Consider the following 23,256-nt stretch of genomic DNA (forward strand, 5'->3'; position numbering starts at 1 on the left):
AAGTTTTTTTTCCTACATCTAAAGCCCGAATTATGCCTGAGAAAAATGCCAAGCTACCCTTCCATTGTTATATTGTATCGTTTCGGGATATTCTTTTTACCTCAAAAAGAGCCATTTAAAGGAGATAATTCGAAAGAATTCACCGGAATCCTTGGTTTTACTTAATTATTAGGCGAAATACACACTGAATTTCTCTTCCTCAGTCATTAGGTGATAGGGTCCTCGTTGTCGATATCGGATTGAGATGTCGGACTTGGGGTTAGAGTTTTTGCTTGAAACATTCTTAACTATTCGACCGATCTGTATAGCGGCCTGTTTCCTTTCATATACATAGAACAGCAGTTAAAAGGGAAAGAAGGGGCGCGAGTATAATGGAACAACAGTGGAAGCAAAGTCTTTATGTATATGTTGATCAAGTAAATAAGGCCAGGGTGGAGCCTAAGTCATCATCGCATACCGTTTCCGTGTCCGTTAAGGATCCGCGTTTTCTGGTAGAACAAGGGGAGCGTTCAAGACGTCTTGCGGAGTGGTATAAAGAACGTGGGATAACTCCTTTGCGCGGAGAGACAGGGGTTAAGACTTTGCGGACCGTCCGGCAGACTCCGACCGAGGTAGTAGCAGAGGTTACACTGCATAGTGCGCTTTATTATGAAAAAGGCGGCGTTAACCACCGCGAGGATATTATCGAGCTGGAGCGGCTAACCTTTGTACGGGACGGTGGGGGCTGGGAGATTGCTGGTGTGGAACGAAGTGTCCCTGAAAGAAATACGGTTCATCGGGCAGAGGTAGAGCTATCGGGCAGACTATCCAAATGGGGAGAGGCTTTGCCGGCACCGCTGCCATCACAGCCCCTGCTTAACCGGAATGTTCTCGGAGAAATTGCGGGTTCAAGAGAGGTTCGTTATAACCGTGAAGAAGCTGTGGCGTATGCCGACCGCTGGTGGAAAGACGGCAATCCGGAGTTCGAAACCTTCGAGGTGGATTGCACAAATTATGTCTCCCAATGTCTCTTTGCAGGGGGAGCACCTATCAACTATACTGGTAAAAGAGAAACGGGCTGGTGGTACAAAGGTTACCAAGGCAAACAAGAATGGTGGAGCTATAGCTGGGCTGTATCAGACAGTCTGCAACGCTATTTGAGCGGAAGTCGGAGCAGTGGCTTGCGTGCGGAAGTCATGGAGCGGCCGGAGCAATTGATGCTGGGCGATATCATTCAATATGACTGGGATGGCAACGGGCAGTATCAGCACAGCACAATCGTCACAGCCTTTGATGCAGGAGGTATGCCGCTTGTGAATGCACGTACCGTTAGCAGCCGTCATCGGTATTGGGATTATCGTGATTCCTACGCATGGACTGATCAAACGAAATACCGTTTTTTTCATATTAACGACTACTTATAGTACAGAAAGAGGTTAAGGGAATGGGGAACGCAAAACTAACCGTAGGGCTGGTGTACGGGGGCAAATCAGGAGAACATGAGGTATCGCTACAGACGGCTTTTGCCGTGATGAACTCATTTGATTATGATAAATATGAGATTATACCTTTTTACATTTCAAAACAGGGATTGTGGAAGGTTGGAGAGAAGTTATCAGCGCCTTACAGCCAAGTGGAGCAGCTCAAGCTTGCAGAAGCGACCGAAGATATGGGCACAGCCCTGAACGTGGTATTTAGTGGATTATCGGGTGCTGACCAAACAGTGGACGTAATGTTCCCGCTGTTGCACGGCACGTATGGTGAGGACGGAACGATTCAAGGGTTGTTCGAAATGGCGAATATTCCTTACATCGGTGCTGGTGTTCTTGCCTCTTCGGCAGGTATGGATAAGGTGGTCATGAAGAAACTGTTCGCTGATGCCGGTCTGGATCAATGCGAGTTTTGTTATTTCAACATCAGCGCTTGGAAAAGAAAACGTCATGAGTTGATTGTTGGTGTAGAGGATAAACTGGGATATCCGGTATTCGTGAAGCCTGCCAATCTAGGCTCAAGTGTAGGTATTTCTAAGGCTGCCGATAAGGATAGTCTTGTAAAAGCCATTGATTTTGCTTTCCGCTATGATACCAAAGTTATTATTGAGGAGTTTGTGGATGCGCGTGAGGTAGAGGTTGGCGTGCTTGGAAATGATGAACCAGAAGCCTCTGTTCCGGGTGAAATCGTTTCTTCTGGTGAATATTATGATTACGCAGCCAAATATACGGACGGCAAATCGCAAATGATGATTCCTGCACCAGTGGATTCTGAAGTGGCCGATCGTTTGCGGGAGTCCGCGATAGTTGCTTTTCGAGCGATTGAGGGCAGTGGAATTACCCGGGCAGACTTCTTCTTGCGAAAATCGGATGGTAAAATTCTAATTAACGAAGTGAACACGATGCCTGGTTTCACTCCTTACAGCATGTATCCGCTATTGTGGCGTGAGACGGGTGTATCTTATAGAGCTCTGTTAGACCGAATGATTGAGTTAGCCTTGGAGCGCTATAATTTTAAACAAGGTCTTAAGTACGACAACGAGTAATAGAAGCTATAGCGGGAATATCCCGACTGGAAGGAGAGAAGAAACATGGGTTTTCAAACAGAATTCAACTCCGTCTGCAAATTCAAGAGTGAACAAGAGCTGTACGAGCTGCTGGAATATGGGCGCACCAAAATGGTGAAGCAAGGCTTTCGTGTGTATCCGACGGGTCAAAAGGTTATTGCTTACACCCCTGAGAATGTAGCTGTAGCCATTGTCAAAATTTCAGCCTCGATTGCAGAGATTAATTTTCAAGGGCATGAGGTTACCGCGGTCGAGATGGAGCTTGTGCGTAAGCTGAATGAAGAAGAGTCCAGAGTGCAGACTGCTTTGGCTGAGGAAATGTTTTTCGGAGCACAGGGATGATTGTCCGCTTCGGATATGTAGCGATGTCCACCGTTATCAAAGACTGCTCCCCATCTAAGACAATGACGATGGCCTCTTTTAAGAAGCTGGATGACCGTGAAGCGGCACTTCGGCGTTTGGAGAACATCGCTAGAATGAATCTGCATAATACGCTGCGGTTGATGAAGCATAATGTGGCTTCGGACATCATGGTGTACCGCCTCACTTCCAAAATCATTCCTCTGGCGACGCATCCGGATTTGCAGGACTGGAATCCGTTTGCGGCGCTCGCCGAGGAATTTGCGGAAGTGGGCCAATATGTGAAAAAGCACGGGCTGCGTGTTTCTTTTCATCCAGATCACTTTACAGTACTTAGTACACCCCGTCCGGAGGTGCTGATAAACTCCGTACGGGATTTGCAGTACCATGTGGACATGCTAGTTGCTATGGGGCTTCCTGCCATGGCGAAGAACAATATCCATATTGGCGGAGCTTATGGGGACAAGCCTGTAGCGGCGAAGCGATTCGAGGAGCATTTCCGCGCGCTGCCGGCAGCGCTGCAGGAGCGTATAACGCTGGAGAATGACGATAAGACATTTACAGCTCCGGAGACACTGGCAGTCAGTCAGAGCGTAGGATTACCGATGGTACTGGATATTCACCACCAATGGGTGAATAATGAAGGAGAGCTCCCTTGGGAGCTGTGGCCTGACATTTTGCAGACATGGCGAAGCGAGCTAGCACAGAAGGACGTTCCTTCGGGAGAGCTTTTGCCGCCTAAGATTCATGTATCCAGTCCGCGCAGCCCGTCTGATCCGCGCAGCCATGCGGATGGCGTGGAACCTGCGCCTTTGCTGGCTTTTCTGAAACGTATTGCCGCAGATACGCCTGCTGTCGATGTTATGATTGAGGCGAAACTAAAAGATGGCGCGTTATTTGGATTGATGGAGGCTATGAAGGAGCTGGCTGAGGCTGGTAACGGAATTTCCTTATTAAATGGGGCAAGCGTGAATATTGAACCTTAAACAATGAAAATAAGGAGATAGGTCCCGAATACGGGTCCTATCATGACTTGATATGTAACTTGAAATAGGGTACGTTGAATGAAACTTTAATCGCTTATCGTCTTTATATGGACCTGGGGCATTTATGCTCGCAGATGAGAATTGGGTCCTCTTTTGGCGGAACTTTGGGAACTTGGGGAACGTTTTGACGTATTGCACGGTATTGTGAATAGGATTGCTTTAGAATTAAAGCCATTGGCGATTATGTTCAAGAAAGTGGAGTGAAGATATGAGTCCTTTAAATCCAGAGGGTAAGAATGAACGTGAACCCTATGTAGTAACAAGCAAGGGACATACGGCGGTGGCCATTAATGCGGCTGCCAAAGCAGGAGAATGGATAAAGAGCAGACAGGGTCTCGTGAAGGAGCTGAATACAAAAACTTCAGCACAAGATCTGGTTACGGAAGTTGATAAAGGCGTTGAGCAAATGATCCGCAGGCTGATCCTGACACATTTTCCCGACCATGCCATTCTCGGGGAAGAGGGGGTTTCGCCGGGAGCAGCAGCGGCTACCGCTGCATTGGAAGAAGCTCGTGAGCATGAATATTTGTGGATTGTAGATCCTGTAGATGGTACGACTAATTTCGTACACGGATTTCCTTTTTACTGTGTCTCCATAGCATTGGTGATTCGCGGTGAACTAACTGTAGGCGTTATTTATGATCCGACTCGTGATGAAATGTTCGTCGCTGAAAAAGGAAAGGGAGCTTACATGCACGGTGTTCCTACCTCGGTCTCTACGGAGACTGATTTTGGGGACAGCCTGATTGCTATGGGCTTTCCGCCGGATCGTGAGTTTGCACAACCTGTGAATATGGCAGGACTGCAAAGTATTCTTCCGCAGATTCGTGGTATTCGTGCCGGAGGCGCGGCTGCTCTACATTTAGCTTATGTGGCGGCAGGCCGTGTAGATGGCTATTGGGAAGTGGGCTTAAGCCCTTGGGACTGTGCAGCAGGAGTACTGCTTGTACTTGAATCAGGAGGCAAGATTACGGATACCCTAGGACGTTCATATGATATTGGTACACGCCATGTAGTAGCAAGTAATGGCCACATTCACGAATATTTGGTTTCGTCACTGAAGAATGCTGAAGCAACAGGATATAAGCTTTAGGGAGGACGATACAGCATGAGTGAGAAGGATGATTTGGAACGCAAGCTGAGCGAAATGTTGGTAGATGGTGAGATGGAACAAGGCGATCGTACGGCTAAGGAAATCCGGGAAATCTCACCTAAATATGAAATTCGTATTCAGACTACGCTCGATCCTATTGTGGAAGAAACATTACGTTATCGTAAGATTGGATATGAGCTGGATGACCGTTATGATAAATATCTGGAGCGTGCAGGGCAGAAGTTAGAGTCAGATGAAGATTCAGACAATAATAGCCAGTGATTTGCGAGGGGCGGTTTCCTGAATATAGGAGGCCGCTCTTTTGCGTTGCTATCCTGGATGGTAGAATGGAATTAGAACAATTTGGGAGGGATACGATGCTAGGCAATTGGAAAAAAATTTGGGCAGCTGGCATAAGCAGCCTGCTTTTGTTATCTGCGCTGATTAGCGTAGGAGCAGGCACGGCAAATGCGGCTGACACGACTGCAATACAAGACTCTGGGCAAGATGTCTTTCGCATCGTAGCTCTAGGTGATTCCATTACTGCTGGCTACGAGCCAGGAATGACGGACGTGAATACTAAGCCATACGGCTATGCGGAGAGATTGCTTGAGCAGGGCTGGTATCATGGCAGAAGTGCACTTACTAATTATGGTATTCTAGGGCTGACTACGGCCGGATTACGTAATTACACAGGAGCGATCAAGGATGGTTCAGTGATTACTGCTGAAGGAGTTCAGGCAGGTCTCCCAGATCCACGAATAGAGCAGTTCGTGAAGCTAACTCCGCAGATCGCAGCAGAGCTTAAGGAAGCTGATCTGATTACCATTACGATTGGTGGGAATGATGTAAGCAGTCTGTTCTTGCAGTTCAAGGAGCTGACGGATGCGGATTTCCAAACACAGCTGGACCAGCGGCTAGCGGATTATCAAACAAATGTGAAGGCAGTGCTGGAGAATATTCGTGCGGTAAGTCCGCAAACGACGATTATACTGGCCGATCAATATCAGCCTGCCCCTAAGGTTGCGCTTGGTCAAATGTACAACAGATTAATGACGGCAGCGGGCAAATTTACGGAAGCAGCGGATAGTGTAGCTGCAAGCGTGAACCAAGAGGGAGCGAAGGTGTTTGTAGCTCATGTTGCGGCAAAGTTTGCCGGGGTAGAAGGCTCGCTGACACATATTATTGGAGCAGGGCAAACTGATTTTCACCCGACGCAGCTTGGATACGAGACTATTGCTAAGGTCTTTGCGGAGTTACAATGGGGAGAGTATCGCGTTCCTAGTGTAGCTACAATGGCTACTGCATCGGTACCGATGTCGATTGTAGTGAAGGGCGTGGAGTTGAATACACCCAATAAGCCTATCCTTAAAAATGGGCAGAACTTTTTGGCGCTAAAAGATATTCTAAATGCTGTGGGCGCAAGCGGGAAGTGGGATAACAAAACCTCCAGCGCTACCATCGTGTATGGTGGAAGAACCGTTGTGATTACCATTGGCTCGAAATTTATTAAGGTGAATGGAGAGAACGTGGCTATTGATACTCCAGCTTTTCTGCAAAAGGTAGGCAAGGAGGACAAAACCTACTTACCCCTTGCCGCTTTGGCGACAGGACTTGGATTCGATGTTAATTACAGCAGCAAACTGCGAACTGCTTTCATAAATCCATAAAGCTGCATACTATACATCATAAGAAATTAAATTAAGCCCGTAAGGAAAAGGTGGATGGAATATTGTCTAGTTCAAAATATAATGCTGAATATATCATCACCATGGATGATATAGTGCGGGAGGGTCATCCCGTACTTCGTACCGTAGCACAACCAGTAGAGCTTCCATTACAGGCGGAAGATCGTGAGGCTTTGCAATGTATGCTTCAATTTCTGAAGAACAGTCAGGACCCGGAGATTTCCGAAGAATATAAGCTGCGCTCTGGCGTAGGTCTGTCGGCGAATCAAATCGGACTGGAGAAGCGTATGTTCGCGATGTATCTTACAGACGAGAGAGGGCGGGCTGTAGAGCATGCTTGGGTTAACCCTAAGATCATAAGCCACTCCTTGTCTATGGTGTACTTACCAGAAAGCGAGGGCTGTCTGTCCGTTGATCGTCCCGTGCATGGCTTTGTACCTCGGTATGAAACCGTGAAGGTGAAGGGTTATGATCTGGAGGGCAAGGAGGTTGTCCTTAAATTTAAGGGCTACCAAGCTATCATCATCCAGCATGAAATAGACCATCTCGATGGGATTATGTTCTATGACCGAATTAACAAGGAGAATCCGTTTAAGCTGCCTCAGGGCGTGGAGATCCGGAACTTATATGAGTAGGAGAGTAACTCTGAATTAAAAAGCGGGCGACCTTACAGCGTAAAGCTGATGGTCGCTTTTTTTTACCTATCGGCAAGATTATAATATTTCAAATATTTTACAAATTAATCGGAAGGATGTACCCTTACAATTAATGGATTTAAATTAGTAATAAGAGGAGGGCGTTAAATGAACTGGAGCAGAATGCCAATTAGAGGATTCGCCAACGAATACAATGATGAGGTTAAAAAGATTGATGAGCAGATTTTGAGTCTGATTCAGGAACGTAAAGCTATAACAGGCAAGAAACGATTATCCCCTGATAGTAAGCTACTTGAGGAATGGGCAACTAGATTCGAGATGAATACTACTCAGATTGTGCAGCATTTGCATCTTATGAATGAAACTGTACCTAGAAGACAATATTGGGAAGAGCCTGGTTTATTGCTGGGAGTGCTTCCGATTGTGAAGCGGACGGTCGTTGAAGAATGCGAGTATATACTTACGCATGCTATGCAGTATGAAGCCTTCAGCATAGTTACTGTGGAAATCAAATATTTAAAAGAAGCTGTAGGACATATCCATCTTCGAACGGCTTTAACGCTTGAAGTGGTGGGTGAGAATGAATATGAAGTGCAGCCGCATGGTGGTCATGGAGGTGGAGCGCATACACAAATGCAATTCTTGGTCGCCCCAACGCTGCCGGAGCATCTGGAGGGTGTAGAGTTTTCACTAGTGCCTGGGAGCGAGCAAATGTTAAGACCGTTAATGACTGAGATTACGTTGGACAAGCAGGTGGATTTTACATGAGAGCAGTAGAATATTTGGATTTCCAAACGCTGTTAGCGGATGAAATCCATAGATAAAAGTGGTCACTATCAACCTATATTCTCTGTAAATGAACAGAATTAGGGATTTCCTCCCTAAAAAATGATGTAAGTTCTTTGTTTTCCGCTAAATCAGCTAAATTATAGGGAGGGTTTCCCTAATTATCTATTCAAGCTCCCTAACCCTTGTACTAAACTCCGGGAAGGTCTGGCGATACCTGTTACGTAGCCTAGAGAAATTGACGCTTGAGATCGGCTGGCTTAAGCTTGCCACAAGCTACAGATGCAGACCGTGGATGAGTAAAAATGTAGAGCAGCGATCCTCCAATATAGGAGAATCGCTGCTCTTTTAACATTTGCGGTTTATGGGACTGGGACAGCCCCTTAATCTATGCAGCTATTATTCAGCTTATAGAGCACTGCGTTTCATAATCCATTCTTATTTCTCAGCCGCCATAGCGCGGAAGGATTCTTCAGCTGCGATAAGTGTAGCATCAATATCTGCATCAGTATGTGCTGTGGTCAGGAACCAAGCTTCGTATTTCGAAGGGGCAAGATTAATGCCACGGTTCAGCATATGCCGGAAGAAGCTGGCGAACAATTCGCCGTCTGTATCCTGAGCCTCGTCATAATTCGTAACCGGATGATTACAGAAATGAGTGGAGAACGAACCACGGATGCGGTTGATTGTCAGTGGAATGCCATGACGGTCTGCAGATGCTTGAAGTCCATCAGCGAGACGGATTGCAAGCCGATCCATTTCTTCGTATACACCCTCTGCACTCAGAACCTCTAAACAAGCAATCCCTGCAGAGATAGACGCAGGATTGCCCGCCATTGTGCCGGCTTGATATGCCGGTCCAAGTGGAGCTACCTGTTCCATAACATGCTTGCGGCCGCCGTAAGCGCCGATAGGCAGGCCGCCACCGATGATTTTGCCAAGTGCAGTAAGGTCAGGAGTAATGTCCTCATGATTATCCAGCCCCGCATAGGTTTGTGTAGAACCATAATGGAAGCGGAAGGCAGTAATGACTTCGTCATAAATAACAAGGGAGCCATTATCGTGAGCCAGCTTGCAAAGTCCTTCGAGGAAACCAGGCTTAGGCATCACCATGCCGAAATTCCCCACAATCGGTTCAACCATAACAGCTGCGACATCTTCGCCCCATTTCTCCAGCGCCTCTTTCAGGCTGTCCAGATCATTAAAGGGAACGGTGATTACCTCCTGGGCGATACTGCTTGGAACACCGGCACTATCTGGAATGCCAAGTGTAGAAGGTCCGGATCCTGCTGCTACAAGCACCAGATCAGAGTGGCCGTGGTAACAGCCAGCGAATTTTACGATTTTGCTGCGTTTTGTATAGGCACGGGCTACACGAATCGTTGTCATAACCGCTTCGGTTCCAGAATTGACGAAACGTACTTTATCCATAGAAGGAATGGCTTCTTTTAGCATTTTAGCAAGTTTAATTTCGAGCTGGGTTGGGGTTCCGTAAAGAACACCATTTTCTGCTGCTGTCGTAATTGCTTTGGTAATATGAGGGTGGGCATGGCCGGTAATGATCGGTCCATAGGCTTGGAGATAATCGATATATTCATTGCCGTCTTCATCCCAGAAGTGAGATCCACTGGCGCGTTTCATAAATACAGGTGCTCCGCCGCCAACGGCTTTGAAGGAGCGGGAAGGGCTATTTACACCCCCAACGATATGCTGGAGGGCTTCGTGATAAAGTTGTTCAGATGTGGAGCGATTCATAATGTGATCATCCTTTCGATTGTTGGTGCTCAAGGGAACGGGCGAACAACGGTGTTTTCCGTTGTCCGCCCGTATTATACCAAGTCACTGCTTTGTGTACATGTGAACTTTGCTTGTCAGGCCCTTAATGGGTCCCGCCAGAACTGCTATTGGAGGTGTTCTCCGGTGTAGGGGTTGGTGTTGGCTCAGGACCATTTATGGTATCCTGTATAAATTCTTTTAGCTTCTTTTCGCTACGAATTCCGATAACCTGTGATCCGTCACTTGTAGTCTCCTCAGTAAGCAGATCCATTGGCGGAATTTGCTCACTGCCACCCATACTGCTATTATACCCTACGCTTGCCAGCTTCCACATATCATTAACTGACATATTGGTTTCAATATAAGGCGTAACCTGCGACAGGATATTTGGCAGCTTGACAATGGAGGTGGTGCTGATCAGCTTATCAGCCACAGCCTTGAGAAAACCGCGTTGGCGCTCGGTTCGAGTGAAATCGGAGGTAGCGTCATGCCGAAAGCGAACATATTGTAGCGCCATGTTGCCGTCAAGATGCTGATATCCTTTTTTTAGATCAATATCATATTCCGGACCGTCTGCAACGGTTTTGTAGACCATATCTTTTTCGACTTCATAATCCACACCCCCAACGGCATCAACCAGCTTGATGAATCCTTGGAAGTCCGTGTAGACATAATATTGAATTGGGATACCGAGCAGATCGCTGACGGTCTGCATCGCAGTATTAGGTCCATAAATAATCGCTGTGTTAATACGTTTCTCGCCATGATCTGGAATCGGAACGTACGTATCTCTCAGTATTGAAAATACACTGATTTTCTTCTTCACAGGGTCAAGAGAAGCGACGAGCATTGTATCTGAACGGGGGATTTCCCCTTTCTTCACACCTCGGGCATCTACACCCATTAATAGGATATTAACAGGCTCTGTACCTTCCCACTTAGGAGGCTCAGGGGTATCGACATCAACGGTCTCTGCATTTTGAAAAGGTGAATCTTCAGTATTCGACATGCTACCAAGCTCATTGTAAATGGTTGTAATGTAGAAAATGGCCCCACCGATAATAAGGAGGAGTATAATGGCCAGCGTCCAAAGCAGCGGTTTCTTTTTTGACTTACCAGTCTTGGCGTGCCTTTTCTTTCTAGGTGGCATTTCTCGTTCTTCCTTTCGCATTCACGTTGACTACATTATAATTTCTTTTGGGGATACGTGCAATTTAGGAATAATTCCCCAATCTTAAGAAGGAGTGGATATATCTTGATCGAAGTAGCTATTGGACAAAAAGTACCCAATTTCACCCTTCCCTCTTCCAATGGGCATGAGGTTAGTTTGAGTGATTTCTTGGGCCGAAAGGTCATCTTATATTTTTACCCTAAAAATATGACACCAGCCTGCACGCAGGAGGCCTGCGAATTTCGTGATGCTTTTGATCAAATCACGGCGGTGGGTGCGGTTGTTCTGGGCATTAGTCCGGACTCTTTGGCCTCACACGCTAAATTTACAGAGAAGCATAGTTTGCCCTTTCCACTGCTGTCTGATGAGGATCATAAGGTATGTGAAATGTTCGGCGTATGGCAGCTCAAGAAACTTTACGGCAAAGAATTTATGGGAATTGTGCGATCTACTTTTCTGATTGATGAGCAGGGGATATTAGTGGAAGAATGGCGGAAGGTACGGGTAAAAGGGCATGTCGCAAACACGATAGCAGGAATAAGCGAATCATAAATTTTACTAATTACTTTTTATAGATGTCTATTACATTTTTAACAGCTTATATAAGGTGTTGTCATGATATAGTTTCCTCATAATTGCTTCAAATTTGGAGCAAGAAGAGGTGGTGGAGTGATAATGCTGCATATTGGGCTTGATATCGGATCAACTACTGCTAAATTAGTTGTCATAGAGCGGGACATCATTGTTTATCAAGACTATGTAAGACATTATAGCGATATTAAAAAAGCGGCCCTCTCTCTTCTGTCTGATGTACGCGACAGATTCCCAGAGAGGGGAGCTAGGCTTACTGTAAGCGGTTCCTCGGGGTTGTCTTTATCCAAATTAGGTGGAGTTCCCTTTATTCAGGAGGTGATTGCCTGTACGAAGGCGATCAGTGCGCTGATCCCGGAATGTGACACGGCGATTGAACTGGGTGGAGAGGACGCTAAGATAATATATCTTCGGGGCGGCATTGAGCAGCGTATGAATACAGCCTGCGCGGGCGGAACGGGAGCGTTCATCGATCAGATGGCAGCGCTGCTGCAGACCGATCCGGCAGGCTTAAATGTTTTGGCGGAGAAGCATGAGCGAATCTATCCCATAGCTTCACGCTGTGGTGTCTTTGCCAAAAGCGATGTACAGCCGCTGCTTAATGAAGGAGCACGCCGGGAGGATGTGGCGGCTTCGATCTTTCAGAGTATCGTTAATCAGACGATTAGCGGTCTTGCTTGTGGACGTCCGATTCGAGGACGGGTGGCTTTTCTTGGCGGCCCGCTGACCTTCCTGCCTGCCTTGCGGCAGCGTTTTGCGGAAACGCTGGAGCTGGCGGAGGAGGATATCCTGTTCCCGGAACGCTCACAGTATTTCGTGGCGATTGGAGCTGCGCTCTCCGAAGCTGATCCAGTCGTATTGCCACTTTCAAGCTGGATCACGCGAATTGCGGCGGTTGATTTTACTGCGGATCGAGCTGCGGATGCTGAATTGCCTCCGCTTTTTGAGAATGCCGCTGAGCTTGCAGAATTTCGGCTTCGTCACGGCAAAGCCTCTGCAGCGAGATCAGATTTAGCCTTATATCGTGGACCTTGTTATCTAGGAATTGATGCCGGCTCAACCACAACTAAACTCGTGTTAACCGGTTCGGCTGACGAAATTCTCTATACCTTTTATGGCAGCAACAAAGGCAACCCGCTGCATTCGGTCAGCGATGCACTGAAGGAGATCTACCGGGTTCTGCCTCAAGGCTGCCATATCGCAGGATCATATGTGACAGGGTACGGTGAGGGGTTAATCAAGGCCGCTCTGCGGACAGATGGCGGAGAAGTAGAGACTGTTGCACACTATAAGGCAGCTTCCAAGTTCATGCCAGAAGTAGATTTCATACTGGATATCGGTGGGCAGGACATGAAGTGCATCAAAATCCGTGGCGGTGCTATCGACAGCCTTATGCTCAATGAAGCTTGTTCAGCCGGTTGTGGCTCTTTTCTGGAGAGCTTTGCCTCTGCCCTCGGACTTGGGATCGAGGAATTTGCCAAAACTGCACTCGAAGCGACTCAGCCTGTTAATTTGGGCTCGCGCTGCACGGTGTTCATGAACTCTAAGGTCAAGCAGGTTCAGAAGGAGGGCGCATCATTAGCGGATTTATCGGCGGGTCTTGCCTACTCTGTGATCAAGAATGCTCTGCAAAAGGTAATTAAAATCCGCAATCCGGAGGACTTAGGGCGAAATATCATCGTTCAGGGCGGTACCTTCTATAATGAAGCTGTATTGCGCGCCTTTGAGTCCTTGACGGGGCGGACGGTGGTTAGACCGGATATAGCTGGCGTAATGGGAGCTTACGGCTGTGCACTGATTGCGCGTGAGCAAGCAGGGGTTAACGGATCCAGTACGCTGCTTGGAGCAGAGGAGCTTGCCAGCTTTAAATATGAGGTCTCCTCAGGCCGCTGTGGCCGCTGTGGGAATAACTGTGCGCTGACGATCAGTCGTTTTCCGGATAAGAGCTTTTATGTGACCGGCAATCGCTGCGAACGCGGCGCAGGAGTCAAAAAAGAGAAAAATGTCCTGCCGAATCTGATGCAGTATAAATATGAACGGTTTTTTGAGTACGAGAGTTTACCGGAAACAGGGGCATGGCGGGGGACCGTCGGGATTCCGCGTACCATGAATATGTTTGAGAATTACCCGTTCTGGCACACTTTTTTCACCAAACTGGGCTATCGGGTGATTCTCTCCCCTAAATCAAGCAAGAAGCTCTTCGAAAGCGGCATGGATACGATTCCTTCAGAATCGATATGTTATCCTGCGAAAATGGCCCATGGACATGTGCAAAGCCTGATCGGTAAAGGTGTCGATTTTATTTTTTATCCAGCGGTGGTGTATGAGAAAAAAGAAGATGAAGCTGCGGATAACCACTTCAATTGTCCAGTAGTCGCCTCTTATCCCGAAGTCATTCGCAACAATATGGATGGGTTAAAGGACAATGGAATCAAGCTTGTCAGTCCATTCCTGACCTTCGATGATATTTCTGCGCTGACCAAAGGGCTGGTGAAGACATTTACCAGCATTCCGCGAGAAGAGATTGCGTCCGCGGTGCAAGCGGGACTTACAGAGGCTGATAACGCCAAAGGTGATGTGCGTACCAAAGGGGAAGAGACCCTTGTGTACCTAGCTGATACTGGAACCAAAGGAATCCTGCTCTGTGGGCACCCTTATCATGCCGATCCTGAGATTAATCACGGGATAGCGGATATGATAACCGGGATGGGACTCGCCGTGCTGACAGAAGATTCTGTCTGCCATCTGGACCACAGCGAAGGGGATGTGGCTGTTGTTAATCAGTGGACCTACCATGCCCGGATGTACCGTGCAGCCCGCCTTGCTGCAGTCCGCTCGGATCTGGAGCTTGTTCAATTGACTTCCTTCGGCTGTGGGATCGATGCGATCACTTGTGATGCCGTACAGGATATTATGGAAAGACATAACAAGGTATATACATTGATCAAAATCGATGAGATCAGCAATCTTGGTGCAGCGCGCATTCGGCTTCGTTCATTGCTGGCGGCAATGCGTGAGCGTGAAAAAGGTAAGGTAGTGCCGCAAAAGCCGCCAAAAGTGCAGGCTAATGTGTTATTTACAAAGGAAATGAAAGAGACCTATACCATTCTTGCGCCACAGATGTCGCCTATTCATTTTGAATTGTTTGAGCAGGTGTTTCGCGATGCCGGATACCGCCTGAAGATACTTGAGACGACCGGACCCGAAGAGACAGAAGAAGGTCTGAGATACGTTAATAATGATGCGTGTTATCCGGCAATTGTGACGATTGGCCAGATTCTGTCGGCGCTGAAAAGTGGGGAATACGATCCGGATCGTACTGCTGTGATTATGTCACAGACGGGTGGCGGCTGCCGGGCTACGAATTATATTTCTTTGCTGCGCAAAGCCTTAAAGGATTCAGACCTTGAACAAATTCCGGTGATTTCACTCAACGCTTCAGGGATGGAGAATCAGCCGGGTTTCCGTATCAGTCTTAAGCTGGCGAATCGGTTGATAGCTGCCGCTTGTTATGGTGATCTTATGATGCGGATGTTAAATCACTTTAGGCCGCATGAGGTTGTTTCAGGAAGTGCGGAAGTTCTATTCCGCAAAGGGATGGAGCGTTGCAAGGCAAGCTTATCCAACTTTTCATTCCGAGAATACAAACGCCTGATTCGTGAGATTGTTGCAGAGTTCTGCAAGCTGCCCGTTACAGGTATTACTAAACCAAGAGTAGGCATTGTCGGTGAGATCCTGATCAAATTCCATCCGGATGCCAATAACCGCATTATAGAGATGATCGAGGCAGAGGGCGGGGAAGCGGTAATGCCGGACTTCCTGGATTTCATTTTCTATTGTGTATATAATCCGATCTACAAAGCTGAGCAATTCGGCAAAAGCAAACGGCTCGGCTATATCAATCCCATGCTGATCTCTTATCTGGAAATTTACCGTAAGCCGATTAAGGTTGCCCTTGAGGATGCGGGGCTGGCTAAAGGACGGGAGAATATTTATGGTCTTGCCGAGAAGGCCAGCCGACTGGTGTCCGTAGGGAATCAGATGGGTGAGGGCTGGTTTTTAACCGCAGAAATGATGGATTTGTTGGATAATGGTGTGAACAACATCGCCTGTATTCAACCGTTCGCGTGCCTGCCCAACCATATCACCGGGCGTGGGATGATTAAAGGTCTTAAGGAATTATATCCGGGTGCAAATATCGTGGCGATTGACTATGATGCTGGAGTTAGCGTAGTCAACCAAGCGAATCGGATTAAGCTGATGATGTCAATTGCCAGCAGCCAGGAAGAGACTAAGCCATCTAATTTAAAACTGCAGGATAAGCCTCAGCAGCAGACTTTACCTGAAAGTTCATACAGCTTAACCTGAGCATTGTTCAGACGAAAAAGCGGGCCAAGGATCTACCTTGGTTCGCTTTTTTTATGCTTTGTGCACTTATGTATGATTTTCATGTTTTTCCTGCAATATAAAATTACCTTTCAGAAAGTTACAGCAAAATATTGACCGAAATTTAGTTAAGGTGTAAAATAGTACGCATGCGAACTATTAGATGGTCTAACTAATTAATTCTTTGGAGGTGAAGATTTGGAAGATAAGGAGCAGCAATTAGATGATATATTCTCCTCTTTTCGCCGGATTAGCCATGCATTTCAGCAGCTGCTGTGGAAGGATGCTGAAGAGCTGGACATCACACCAACACAGTTGATGGTTCTCCGCAAAATATCTGCAAATCCCGATATTGGCATTACAGATCTTGCCGAGCTATTACATTTGGGGAACAGTGCAGCGAGCGGCGTAGTGGACCGGATGGTGAAAGCCGATTTGATCACAAGACAGCGCTCTGAGGTAGATCGGCGTATATACAACTTGGCGATTACTGAAAAGGGCAGAGAGATCAGGGAAAGAAGTAAGCAATCGCTCAGAAGACACTTACTTCCACTATCCAATATACCTGCCGAGGATGCAGGCGAATTACTTAGGATTCATACCGAAATCATTCAGATCTTAGAGCAGGGGAGAGACAAACAGAATTTATGAGTACAATTACAGGTAACGCTGCAGCGGCAACTAAGGGAATACGTAGAGGACCGATTATTGCAGCGCTCTTAATAGGTGCATTTGTCGCACTTTTGAACCAAACACTTCTTAATGTGGCATTGCCGAGCATAATGGACGATCTAAAAATCGCAACGAATACGGCACAGTGGCTAACAACGGGATTTATGCTCGTGAACGGTGTGCTGATACCGATTAGTGCGTTTCTGGTGGAAAAGTTTACGACCCGCCAGCTATTCATCACCGCGATGTCACTTTTTTCGTTAGGTACACTTGTCTGTGGAATCGGAACAGGCTTTGAAATGATCATGGTCGGCAGAGTCATTCAGGCGGTTGGCGCAGGGATTTTGATGCCGTTAATGAATATTGTGTTTCTTCGCATCTTCCCAATTGAAGAGCGGGGAAAAGCGATGGGGCTAATGGCGGTAGCCATGATTTTTGCTCCAGCTGTAGGTCCAACGTTGTCAGGGTGGGTAGTTCAGAACTATTCTTGGCGCGTATTGTTCTTTATCGTTCTTCCGCTGGCTATTCTTTCTACCTTGCTAGGTATGAAAACAATGCAAAATGTAGGGCAAACAACTTCTCCGAAGCTGGATAAAACGGGTGTTATCCTGTCTACCATTGGTTTTGGGGGATTGTTGTACGGCTTCAGTGATGCTGGAACCGATGGTTGGGGAAGTGCAACAGTCATTACCTGCCTCATTGTGGGTGTGATTGCACTGGCTTTATTCGTATGGAGAGAGCTTAAGGCTGAGACACCACTGCTTGAGTTCCGGATTTTCAGATACAATATGTATTCACTCACGACATTAATCAATATCATCATTACGATGGCTTTATATTCGGGTATGATTTTGCTGCCGATTTATTTGCAGACGATCCGTGGCTTTACGCCAATGGAGTCCGGGCTTATGCTGTTGCCGGGAGCCATTCTAATGGGAATTATGTCTCCAATCACGGGGATTATATTTGATAAAATCGGGGCAAGATGGCTGTCTGTGGTAGGCCTGATTATTACAGTAATTACGACCTGGCAATTCAGCCAGCTTACAGACAGTACGACGTATACGCATATGATTATTACTTACACGGTTCGGATGTTAGGCATGTCGATGTTATCGATGCCGATTGTAACGGCTGGACTTAACCAGCTTCCACAGCGTTTAAGCTCGCATGGTACAGCAATGTCGAATACGTTGCGGACGGTCGGAGGCGCGCTGGGAATGGCGTTGTTCGTCAGTCTAATGACCAATAAGACGAAGAGCACAATCACTGATACGCTTATGAGCGGAACGGTTTCGTTAAACGATAAAGCAGCGATGCTTAAGCTTACGCAAGAGGCTACAATTAGCGGGGTTACGCATGCCTTTAACATTGCTACCTGGATCACTGTAGTTGCTTTGGTATTGGCTTTCTTTATTAAAAAGACTTCACCGCAGCCAGACTTCCTGAAGACGGAAGAAGTGCAGCCACAGCAGGACAATCAATAAAAAACTGGGTTAACAAAGAATGGAAAAAGGAGCGTCCTACGAACTGTTATGGTTCCGTAGGGCGCTTCTTTTGTTGTGATGCTATTAGTTAGCTGGAGACACAGCTGCAGGATCGCTCCAACGTTTCAGATGTGGCAGCTGCTCCGCGAGAAGTTTACGGGCAACATTCTCATCCATTCCTTCTTCGACCATATAGCCTGTACAAATGTCAGCCATTTCTTGCAACGTGATGTTAGGCTGTTTGAATGCGCCATTCTCATAGCAGTACACGCAGTAATCTTCGATCTTGTTGCCATTCTGGTCCGTTCCAAGCAATTCCGCCGTAGGCATTGGCATTCCACAGCTTTGACAAATTTTAAGATCTCCTTGCTCTACATGTTCATGTCCCATATTTAACACTCCTTTAAAGGTATGCAAGCTCTCGAGCGCCCGCTTTAAGTTCAGTATAGAACAATAAACCTGACGACATTCCGTCAGGTTTATTGTTAGGTTGTATATTTTGCTGCTATGCCTGCTGCAAGCTGCCCCAGCTTTTGCCGAATATGCGGTGGCTCTAAGATTTCTACATGCATCCCGAAGCTTAGCAGGAAACCATACAGCCATCCATCCTCAGGATAGTTGATGGTAACCTTGTAACCTCCATTACCGTCGGGCAGTAGCTCGGTAGAATCAAACCGCTCTTCCGCTAGATGTTTGCTTTCAGCCTTAAACTGCAAAACGATGGGTGTTGCTGTTGTTACGGTTGATCTCTGATACTCGTTGCTCCAAGGCAGCTCGCTTGCATCCACATCTTTTGCAATAAAAACTTGGGTATTCTTAACGAGCTCTTTCATGCGCAACAGCTTAAATAGACGGAAATCCTGACGATTGAGACAAAATCCATATAAGTACCATGCTTGCCCCTTTAGCACTAAAGTATAGGGCTCTACCGAACGCTGGCTTGTCTGACCCGCAGCATCCACATAATTAAAGTTTACGGTCACGCTTTCCTCAAGTGCTTCTTTTAGAGTGGCAAGCTTTTCTTCCAGAATACGTTGAAGACCCCATGGGGAGAAGTCGATGATGAGCTGAGTCGTTTTGCTGCGGAAGGCGGCGGATTGGGAGGGCGGGATTACGCTGCTGATTTTTTCCATGAGCAGAGTATGTTCATTTCCTCCATAAGACGAGACGCTCTGCAGAGCCGTGAAAATATCCGCCAGCTCACGATCCGTCAAAACATTGCGGTCCAGCCGGTATCCTTCCATAAGCCCGATCCCACCGTTCGCTCCCTGATAGGTAACGATAGGAATTCCGGCCCCATTAATGCTTTCAATATCACGATAAATCGTGCGCACAGATACCTCGAACATATCGGCTAGCTCCTTCGCCTGAATTAGGCGGCGGTTCATTAGCAGGATAACGATAGAGAGCAATCGATCTATTTTCAAAAGACAATTCCTTCTTTCCCGGAGATTTCCGTGAAGTAATGCTGTATTTCATCTTAGCAAATCCTTGAAAATAAAGCATTGTCATAAATTAATGATTCGATTAATATCTAATTAGATATATGTATAAATAGATGAAATGAGGTTTATTTTATGAATAATCACTCAGCTGTTGCGATGTTTAGGAGTCATAAGGGATATTCACGATTGTTCACAGCCGGCTTGATCAATGGAATTGGTGATCGTTTTACTAGCGTTGCAGTACTAGCGCTGGTTCTGCAGTTGACGGGATCAGGCATGGCGGTAGGGATTTCGTTAGGTGTGAGACTGTTTCCTTATTTATTTCTGGCCCCGCTTGGAGGCATACTTAGCAGCAAAATTCCACGCAAATATATCATGATAGCTACAGATATGCTGAGGGTCCCAGTAGCCTTAGCCTTTTTATGGGTGGATGGGGAGGAGAAGCTGTGGTTGTTATATATGGCAAGTTTTTTGCTGGCAGCGGGTGAAGCCATTTACAGCCCTGTTCGTAAGTCCACTATCCCCTTGCTCGTCACCAAAGATTCTCTGCTGACCGTCAACGGACTAGAGCAGTTAATGAGCGGCTGCGTGCTGATCCTTGGAGCGTTCAGTGGAGGGGTGGTGTCGATGTGGTTTGGTCCGGAGGCAGCGTTCATTATGAATGCAGTGTCTTTTTTAATCGCAGCGATGTTAATTTACGGTATCGATTTTCCACAACATACGGAAATGGTGACGGTGGCTAAGAAGGCTACATATTCTCCTGAGGGGGACTTAGAAAAATCCGATAAAGAAGCACAATACGGTCGGCTGCGTGCTCTGGGAATGGTAATTGGCGGAAGCTTAACGTTGCAGGTCATTTTCGGTTATGAGCTGTTGGTGCCGTTGCTAAATGGTCTGGATAATGTACTGATCAGTGTCTATGCGATACAGGTATTTCACGCGGGGGATATTGGAGTGGGGGCATTTTATGCGGCGCTTGGCATCGGTCTTAGCCTTAGTTTTTTTACCTCACGTTATTTAAAAAAGGGGCTGCTGATTGTAGCCATCGGAGGGCTTTTACTAGAAGGTGTGTTACTCATGGGCATCAGTGTCAGCAATCATTTTGCGGCAGCATTTATGTTATACATCCTGCTGTCATTTGCCGGGGGGACGGGGAATGCCTGTCTGGATACGCTCGTTATGCAGGAAACCCCATCTGCTATGCAGCCCTTTGTGTTTGGACTCCTGTCTGCAGTAGGAAATACGCTGCTGGGATTATCTATGCTGTTCGCCGGGTGGCTATTAGAAGGGGTGGAACCAAGAATGGTAGGGTTTGCTGGGGGAGCGGGATTTGCCATAGTTGCGCTTTTACTCGCAGGATACGCGGGGGTACGCAGCAAGAAAAAACGTACTTAAAAAGGGCGGTGGCTTCACCGTCCCTTGGAAGTTTTTTTAACCTGAGTCTGTAGCTTTATGGCAGCTTTGCGCGGGAACAGGCGGATGCTTATCTTTTTGCGATAGCGATACAGGATTACAAGGGCAGCTATAGCTACACCGCCAGAGATAATCCATAGTGCATATAACTCGAATAAATGGAAAATACCCATCCACTGCGGACCAAATACCCGTCCTATGCCAAGAAACAGCACTACCCAGAATAACGCTCCACTATAAGCGTAGAGGGCGAATTTACGGAAGGGCAGCGCAACTATACCAGCAAAATAGCCGGTAAAGTGACGAACGCCTGGAATAAAATATCCGATGGAAATAAGGATACTGCCGTATTTCTCGAACCATTTTTGCGTTTTATCCAGCTTGGCAGGGGAGAACAGCAACCACTTTCCGTATCGCTGGATGAAGGGCATTCCGGCTTTTAAGCCGACAAAATAGGTGAGGGTCATCCCGGCTGTGGTCCCAGCAAACGCCACTAGAATCAACGTTATGAAATCAAGTCTTCCCGTATAGGAAAGAAAACCTGCAAAAGCCATGGTAGTTTCTCCGGGAAACGGCAAGGCAACGAATTCGAGCAGCAATCCAAAAAACAATACGCTATATCCATATTTGCTGAATAATTCTTGTATAAAGTTCAGCATTTCCATAAGATTCTCACTCTCCAAGGGGCAGTTGCCTTATTCTATTTTGAAGCTTGTCTTCATACAATCTACCAAATGGCTTTTGAGCCAATAGAATGCTGGAGGTAGAGAAGATGAAAGGTAACAAAAACACTCACGGCCGCCGAAACTTGATAAGCGGATTGCTTGTTATGGTTGTAATCGTCATCGTAATGCTGGGATGGAACGCAGGGGAGAGTGTAGATTCTTGGATGAATCGTTCATTACAGTCCGCAAGTGCGGAGTCTGTCTCTGTTAAGAATAATCTCCCGTTAGTGGCGATGCAAGAATTGCCTCCTAAAGCAGAGTCCATTGTGACTGCTTCTCCAGAAGTTAAATTGAATTCCAGTACGGCACAAGTATCCAAGGTGTCGACAACATATTCAGCAATTACGGCCGCAAAGAAAGCTTCAAAAACGGTCTATATTACATTTGACGACGGACCGAGTGACAATACCTTCAACGTTCTAAAAATTTTACAGCAGCAAGGTGTGAAGGCGACCTTTTTTGTCCTTGGTAATCAAGCGAAAAGCCATCCAGAGCTAATTAATGCCATATGGGAACAAGGACATGCTATTGGCAATCATACCTATAATCATAATTACCATGATTTATATAGTGGATTCACTGAATTTTGGAGCCAGATTAAAAAGACCGAAGAAATTGTTCGGGGCATTACAGGGGTTCGCCCACAACTTATCCGCGCCCCGGGCGGAACCTTTGATCACTTTGATAATACCTACTTCAATTTGTTGAAGCAAGCCGGTTATATCGTTACGGATTGGACGGTGGACAGCGGGGATTCTAAACGCAAAGGGGTACCGGCGTCAGAAATCTTAAAAGAGTCAACTGCAGACCTGAAGTCCTCTCGGGTTATTCTTCTGCTGCATGATGGCGGCGGCCATCAGGAGAGTGTTAAAGCACTGCCTGATATTATTGCGCGTTATAAGGCTGCTGGGTACAGCTTTGGCCTTTTAGATGAGACGGTGGAGCCTGTACAATTCAGAGTCTCCTCAAAAGCAAATAGCTTGGGCAGAGTGAAACCTTCGGAAGCTTGGATCACCTCGAATATCATACCGAATGCAGAGCTGTTTGCGCCCGGCAAACCTTTGGTGCTGGAGGTTGGAAAGCTGGAGACGAAGCTGGCGCCAGGTGAATATGCTCTGCAAAAAGGGAAATATATGGTGCCACTTCGCGCTGTGATCGAACGGCTGGGAGGGCAGATTAATTGGGATGCGGGCAGTCGCAGTGGGAAGATTGCCTGGAACGGCAAAGATATCATCGCGGATGTGGCGAACAAGGAACTCCTGTTAAATCTTCCTGATCATGTTCAAAAGATAAACGGTGCCAGTGTGGAGATGATTGGCGGTTCTATCTGGGTATCGCTGCGTGAGCTGCTGGAGACAGCCGATCATCCTCCTTTAAATATAAGCGTGACGGAAGGTGAGCGCCGGGTAATAGCCTTCTGAGATT

Annotated in this window: 20 protein-coding genes; 15 read left to right on the plus strand and 5 right to left on the minus strand. The window is 46.9% G+C overall.

Annotated elements, in window-relative coordinates; translation table 11 throughout:
* The first annotated feature begins 368 nt into the window (after nucleotides 1-368).
* The 9 genes from MHH50_RS03080 to MHH50_RS03120 all read left to right on the plus strand — a co-directional run bounded on the left by MHH50_RS03080 (nucleotide 369) and on the right by MHH50_RS03120 (nucleotide 8,147).
* Nucleotides 369-1,403: an amidase domain-containing protein gene (locus MHH50_RS03080; protein WP_036679850.1), complete on the plus strand. Its 1,035-nt coding sequence runs from the start codon at nucleotides 369-371 to the stop codon at nucleotides 1,401-1,403.
* 20 nt (nucleotides 1,404-1,423) lie between these two features.
* Nucleotides 1,424-2,515 (plus strand): D-alanine--D-alanine ligase, encoded by a 1,092-nt coding sequence (locus MHH50_RS03085; RefSeq protein WP_076130522.1) that lies wholly within the window; start codon nucleotides 1,424-1,426, stop codon nucleotides 2,513-2,515.
* A 45-nt stretch (nucleotides 2,516-2,560) separates the two neighbouring features.
* A complete protein-coding gene (locus MHH50_RS03090) occupies nucleotides 2,561-2,878 on the plus strand; it encodes a hypothetical protein (RefSeq protein WP_036679853.1) in 318 nt (105 codons plus the stop codon).
* The gene (uvsE, locus tag MHH50_RS03095; protein WP_036679855.1) at nucleotides 2,875-3,882 is read left to right on the plus strand and encodes a UV DNA damage repair endonuclease UvsE; all 1,008 of its coding nucleotides are present in this window, start codon (nucleotides 2,875-2,877) and stop codon (nucleotides 3,880-3,882) included. The genes MHH50_RS03090 and uvsE overlap by 4 nt, the downstream gene beginning before the upstream one ends.
* A gap of 268 nt (nucleotides 3,883-4,150) precedes the next feature.
* Nucleotides 4,151-5,035, plus strand: a complete 885-nt coding sequence (locus tag MHH50_RS03100; RefSeq protein WP_036679857.1) for an inositol monophosphatase family protein — start codon at nucleotides 4,151-4,153, stop codon at nucleotides 5,033-5,035.
* Between the two features lie 15 nt (nucleotides 5,036-5,050).
* Nucleotides 5,051-5,317 carry a hypothetical protein gene (locus tag MHH50_RS03105; protein ID WP_076130524.1) on the plus strand — a complete coding sequence of 89 codons (267 nt, stop codon included), beginning with the start codon at nucleotides 5,051-5,053 and terminating at the stop codon, nucleotides 5,315-5,317.
* Nucleotides 5,318-5,382: 65 nt separating this feature from the next.
* On the plus strand, nucleotides 5,383-6,705 hold the full coding sequence (locus MHH50_RS03110; RefSeq protein ID WP_340033917.1) for an SGNH/GDSL hydrolase family protein: 1,323 nt from the start codon (nucleotides 5,383-5,385) through the stop codon (nucleotides 6,703-6,705).
* Nucleotides 6,706-6,806: 101 nt separating this feature from the next.
* On the plus strand, nucleotides 6,807-7,358 hold the full coding sequence (gene def, locus MHH50_RS03115) for a peptide deformylase (RefSeq protein WP_036679906.1): 552 nt from the start codon (nucleotides 6,807-6,809) through the stop codon (nucleotides 7,356-7,358).
* A 168-nt stretch (nucleotides 7,359-7,526) separates the two neighbouring features.
* Complete coding sequence (locus MHH50_RS03120) at nucleotides 7,527-8,147, plus strand: hypothetical protein (RefSeq protein ID WP_340033918.1); 621 nt, start codon at nucleotides 7,527-7,529, stop codon at nucleotides 8,145-8,147.
* A 456-nt stretch (nucleotides 8,148-8,603) separates the two neighbouring features.
* On the opposite strand, the gene MHH50_RS03125 is transcribed toward MHH50_RS03120, so the two are convergent.
* Together MHH50_RS03125 and MHH50_RS03130 are read right to left on the minus strand one after the other, a co-directional pair.
* Nucleotides 8,604-9,920 carry a glutamate-1-semialdehyde 2,1-aminomutase gene (locus tag MHH50_RS03125; RefSeq protein ID WP_076207520.1) on the minus strand — a complete coding sequence of 439 codons (1,317 nt, stop codon included), beginning with the start codon at nucleotides 9,918-9,920 and terminating at the stop codon, nucleotides 8,604-8,606.
* Nucleotides 9,921-10,044: 124 nt separating this feature from the next.
* Nucleotides 10,045-11,091, minus strand: a complete 1,047-nt coding sequence (locus MHH50_RS03130; protein WP_076220096.1) for an LCP family protein — start codon at nucleotides 11,089-11,091, stop codon at nucleotides 10,045-10,047.
* Between the two features lie 105 nt (nucleotides 11,092-11,196).
* Between MHH50_RS03130 and bcp the strand changes: the two genes are divergently transcribed.
* The 4 genes from bcp to MHH50_RS03150 all read left to right on the plus strand — a co-directional run bounded on the left by bcp (nucleotide 11,197) and on the right by MHH50_RS03150 (nucleotide 18,248).
* A complete protein-coding gene (gene bcp / locus MHH50_RS03135; protein ID WP_076310657.1) occupies nucleotides 11,197-11,664 on the plus strand; it encodes a thioredoxin-dependent thiol peroxidase in 468 nt (155 codons plus the stop codon).
* 123 nt (nucleotides 11,665-11,787) lie between these two features.
* A complete protein-coding gene (locus tag MHH50_RS03140; RefSeq protein WP_081388233.1) occupies nucleotides 11,788-16,071 on the plus strand; it encodes a 2-hydroxyacyl-CoA dehydratase in 4,284 nt (1,427 codons plus the stop codon).
* A 216-nt stretch (nucleotides 16,072-16,287) separates the two neighbouring features.
* Nucleotides 16,288-16,740: a MarR family transcriptional regulator gene (locus MHH50_RS03145; protein ID WP_076130529.1), complete on the plus strand. Its 453-nt coding sequence runs from the start codon at nucleotides 16,288-16,290 to the stop codon at nucleotides 16,738-16,740.
* Nucleotides 16,737-18,248 carry a DHA2 family efflux MFS transporter permease subunit gene (locus tag MHH50_RS03150; RefSeq protein WP_076106051.1) on the plus strand — a complete coding sequence of 504 codons (1,512 nt, stop codon included), beginning with the start codon at nucleotides 16,737-16,739 and terminating at the stop codon, nucleotides 18,246-18,248. Before MHH50_RS03145 ends, MHH50_RS03150 begins: the two co-directional genes overlap by 4 nt.
* Before the next feature lie 84 nt (nucleotides 18,249-18,332).
* Here MHH50_RS03150 and MHH50_RS03155 read toward each other — a convergent pair whose 3' ends face one another.
* Nucleotides 18,333-18,638 (minus strand): zinc ribbon domain-containing protein, encoded by a 306-nt coding sequence (locus MHH50_RS03155; protein WP_052096752.1) that lies wholly within the window; start codon nucleotides 18,636-18,638, stop codon nucleotides 18,333-18,335.
* Nucleotides 18,639-18,733: 95 nt separating this feature from the next.
* Nucleotides 18,734-19,675, minus strand: a complete 942-nt coding sequence (locus MHH50_RS03160) for a YafY family protein (RefSeq protein WP_340033919.1) — start codon at nucleotides 19,673-19,675, stop codon at nucleotides 18,734-18,736.
* A 150-nt stretch (nucleotides 19,676-19,825) separates the two neighbouring features.
* On the opposite strand from MHH50_RS03160, the gene MHH50_RS03165 reads away from it, so the two are divergent.
* Nucleotides 19,826-21,088 (plus strand): MFS transporter, encoded by a 1,263-nt coding sequence (locus MHH50_RS03165; protein ID WP_340033920.1) that lies wholly within the window; start codon nucleotides 19,826-19,828, stop codon nucleotides 21,086-21,088.
* 14 nt (nucleotides 21,089-21,102) lie between these two features.
* Here MHH50_RS03165 and MHH50_RS03170 read toward each other — a convergent pair whose 3' ends face one another.
* A complete protein-coding gene (locus MHH50_RS03170; RefSeq protein WP_076106058.1) occupies nucleotides 21,103-21,771 on the minus strand; it encodes a DedA family protein in 669 nt (222 codons plus the stop codon).
* A gap of 107 nt (nucleotides 21,772-21,878) precedes the next feature.
* On the opposite strand from MHH50_RS03170, the gene MHH50_RS03175 reads away from it, so the two are divergent.
* Nucleotides 21,879-23,252: a polysaccharide deacetylase family protein gene (locus MHH50_RS03175; RefSeq protein WP_340011883.1), complete on the plus strand. Its 1,374-nt coding sequence runs from the start codon at nucleotides 21,879-21,881 to the stop codon at nucleotides 23,250-23,252.
* Nucleotides 23,253-23,256 lie beyond the last annotated feature (4 nt).

This window comes from Paenibacillus sp. FSL H3-0302, assembly GCF_037982245.1.
Lineage (GTDB): Bacteria > Bacillota > Bacilli > Paenibacillales > Paenibacillaceae > Paenibacillus_AQ > Paenibacillus_AQ odorifer.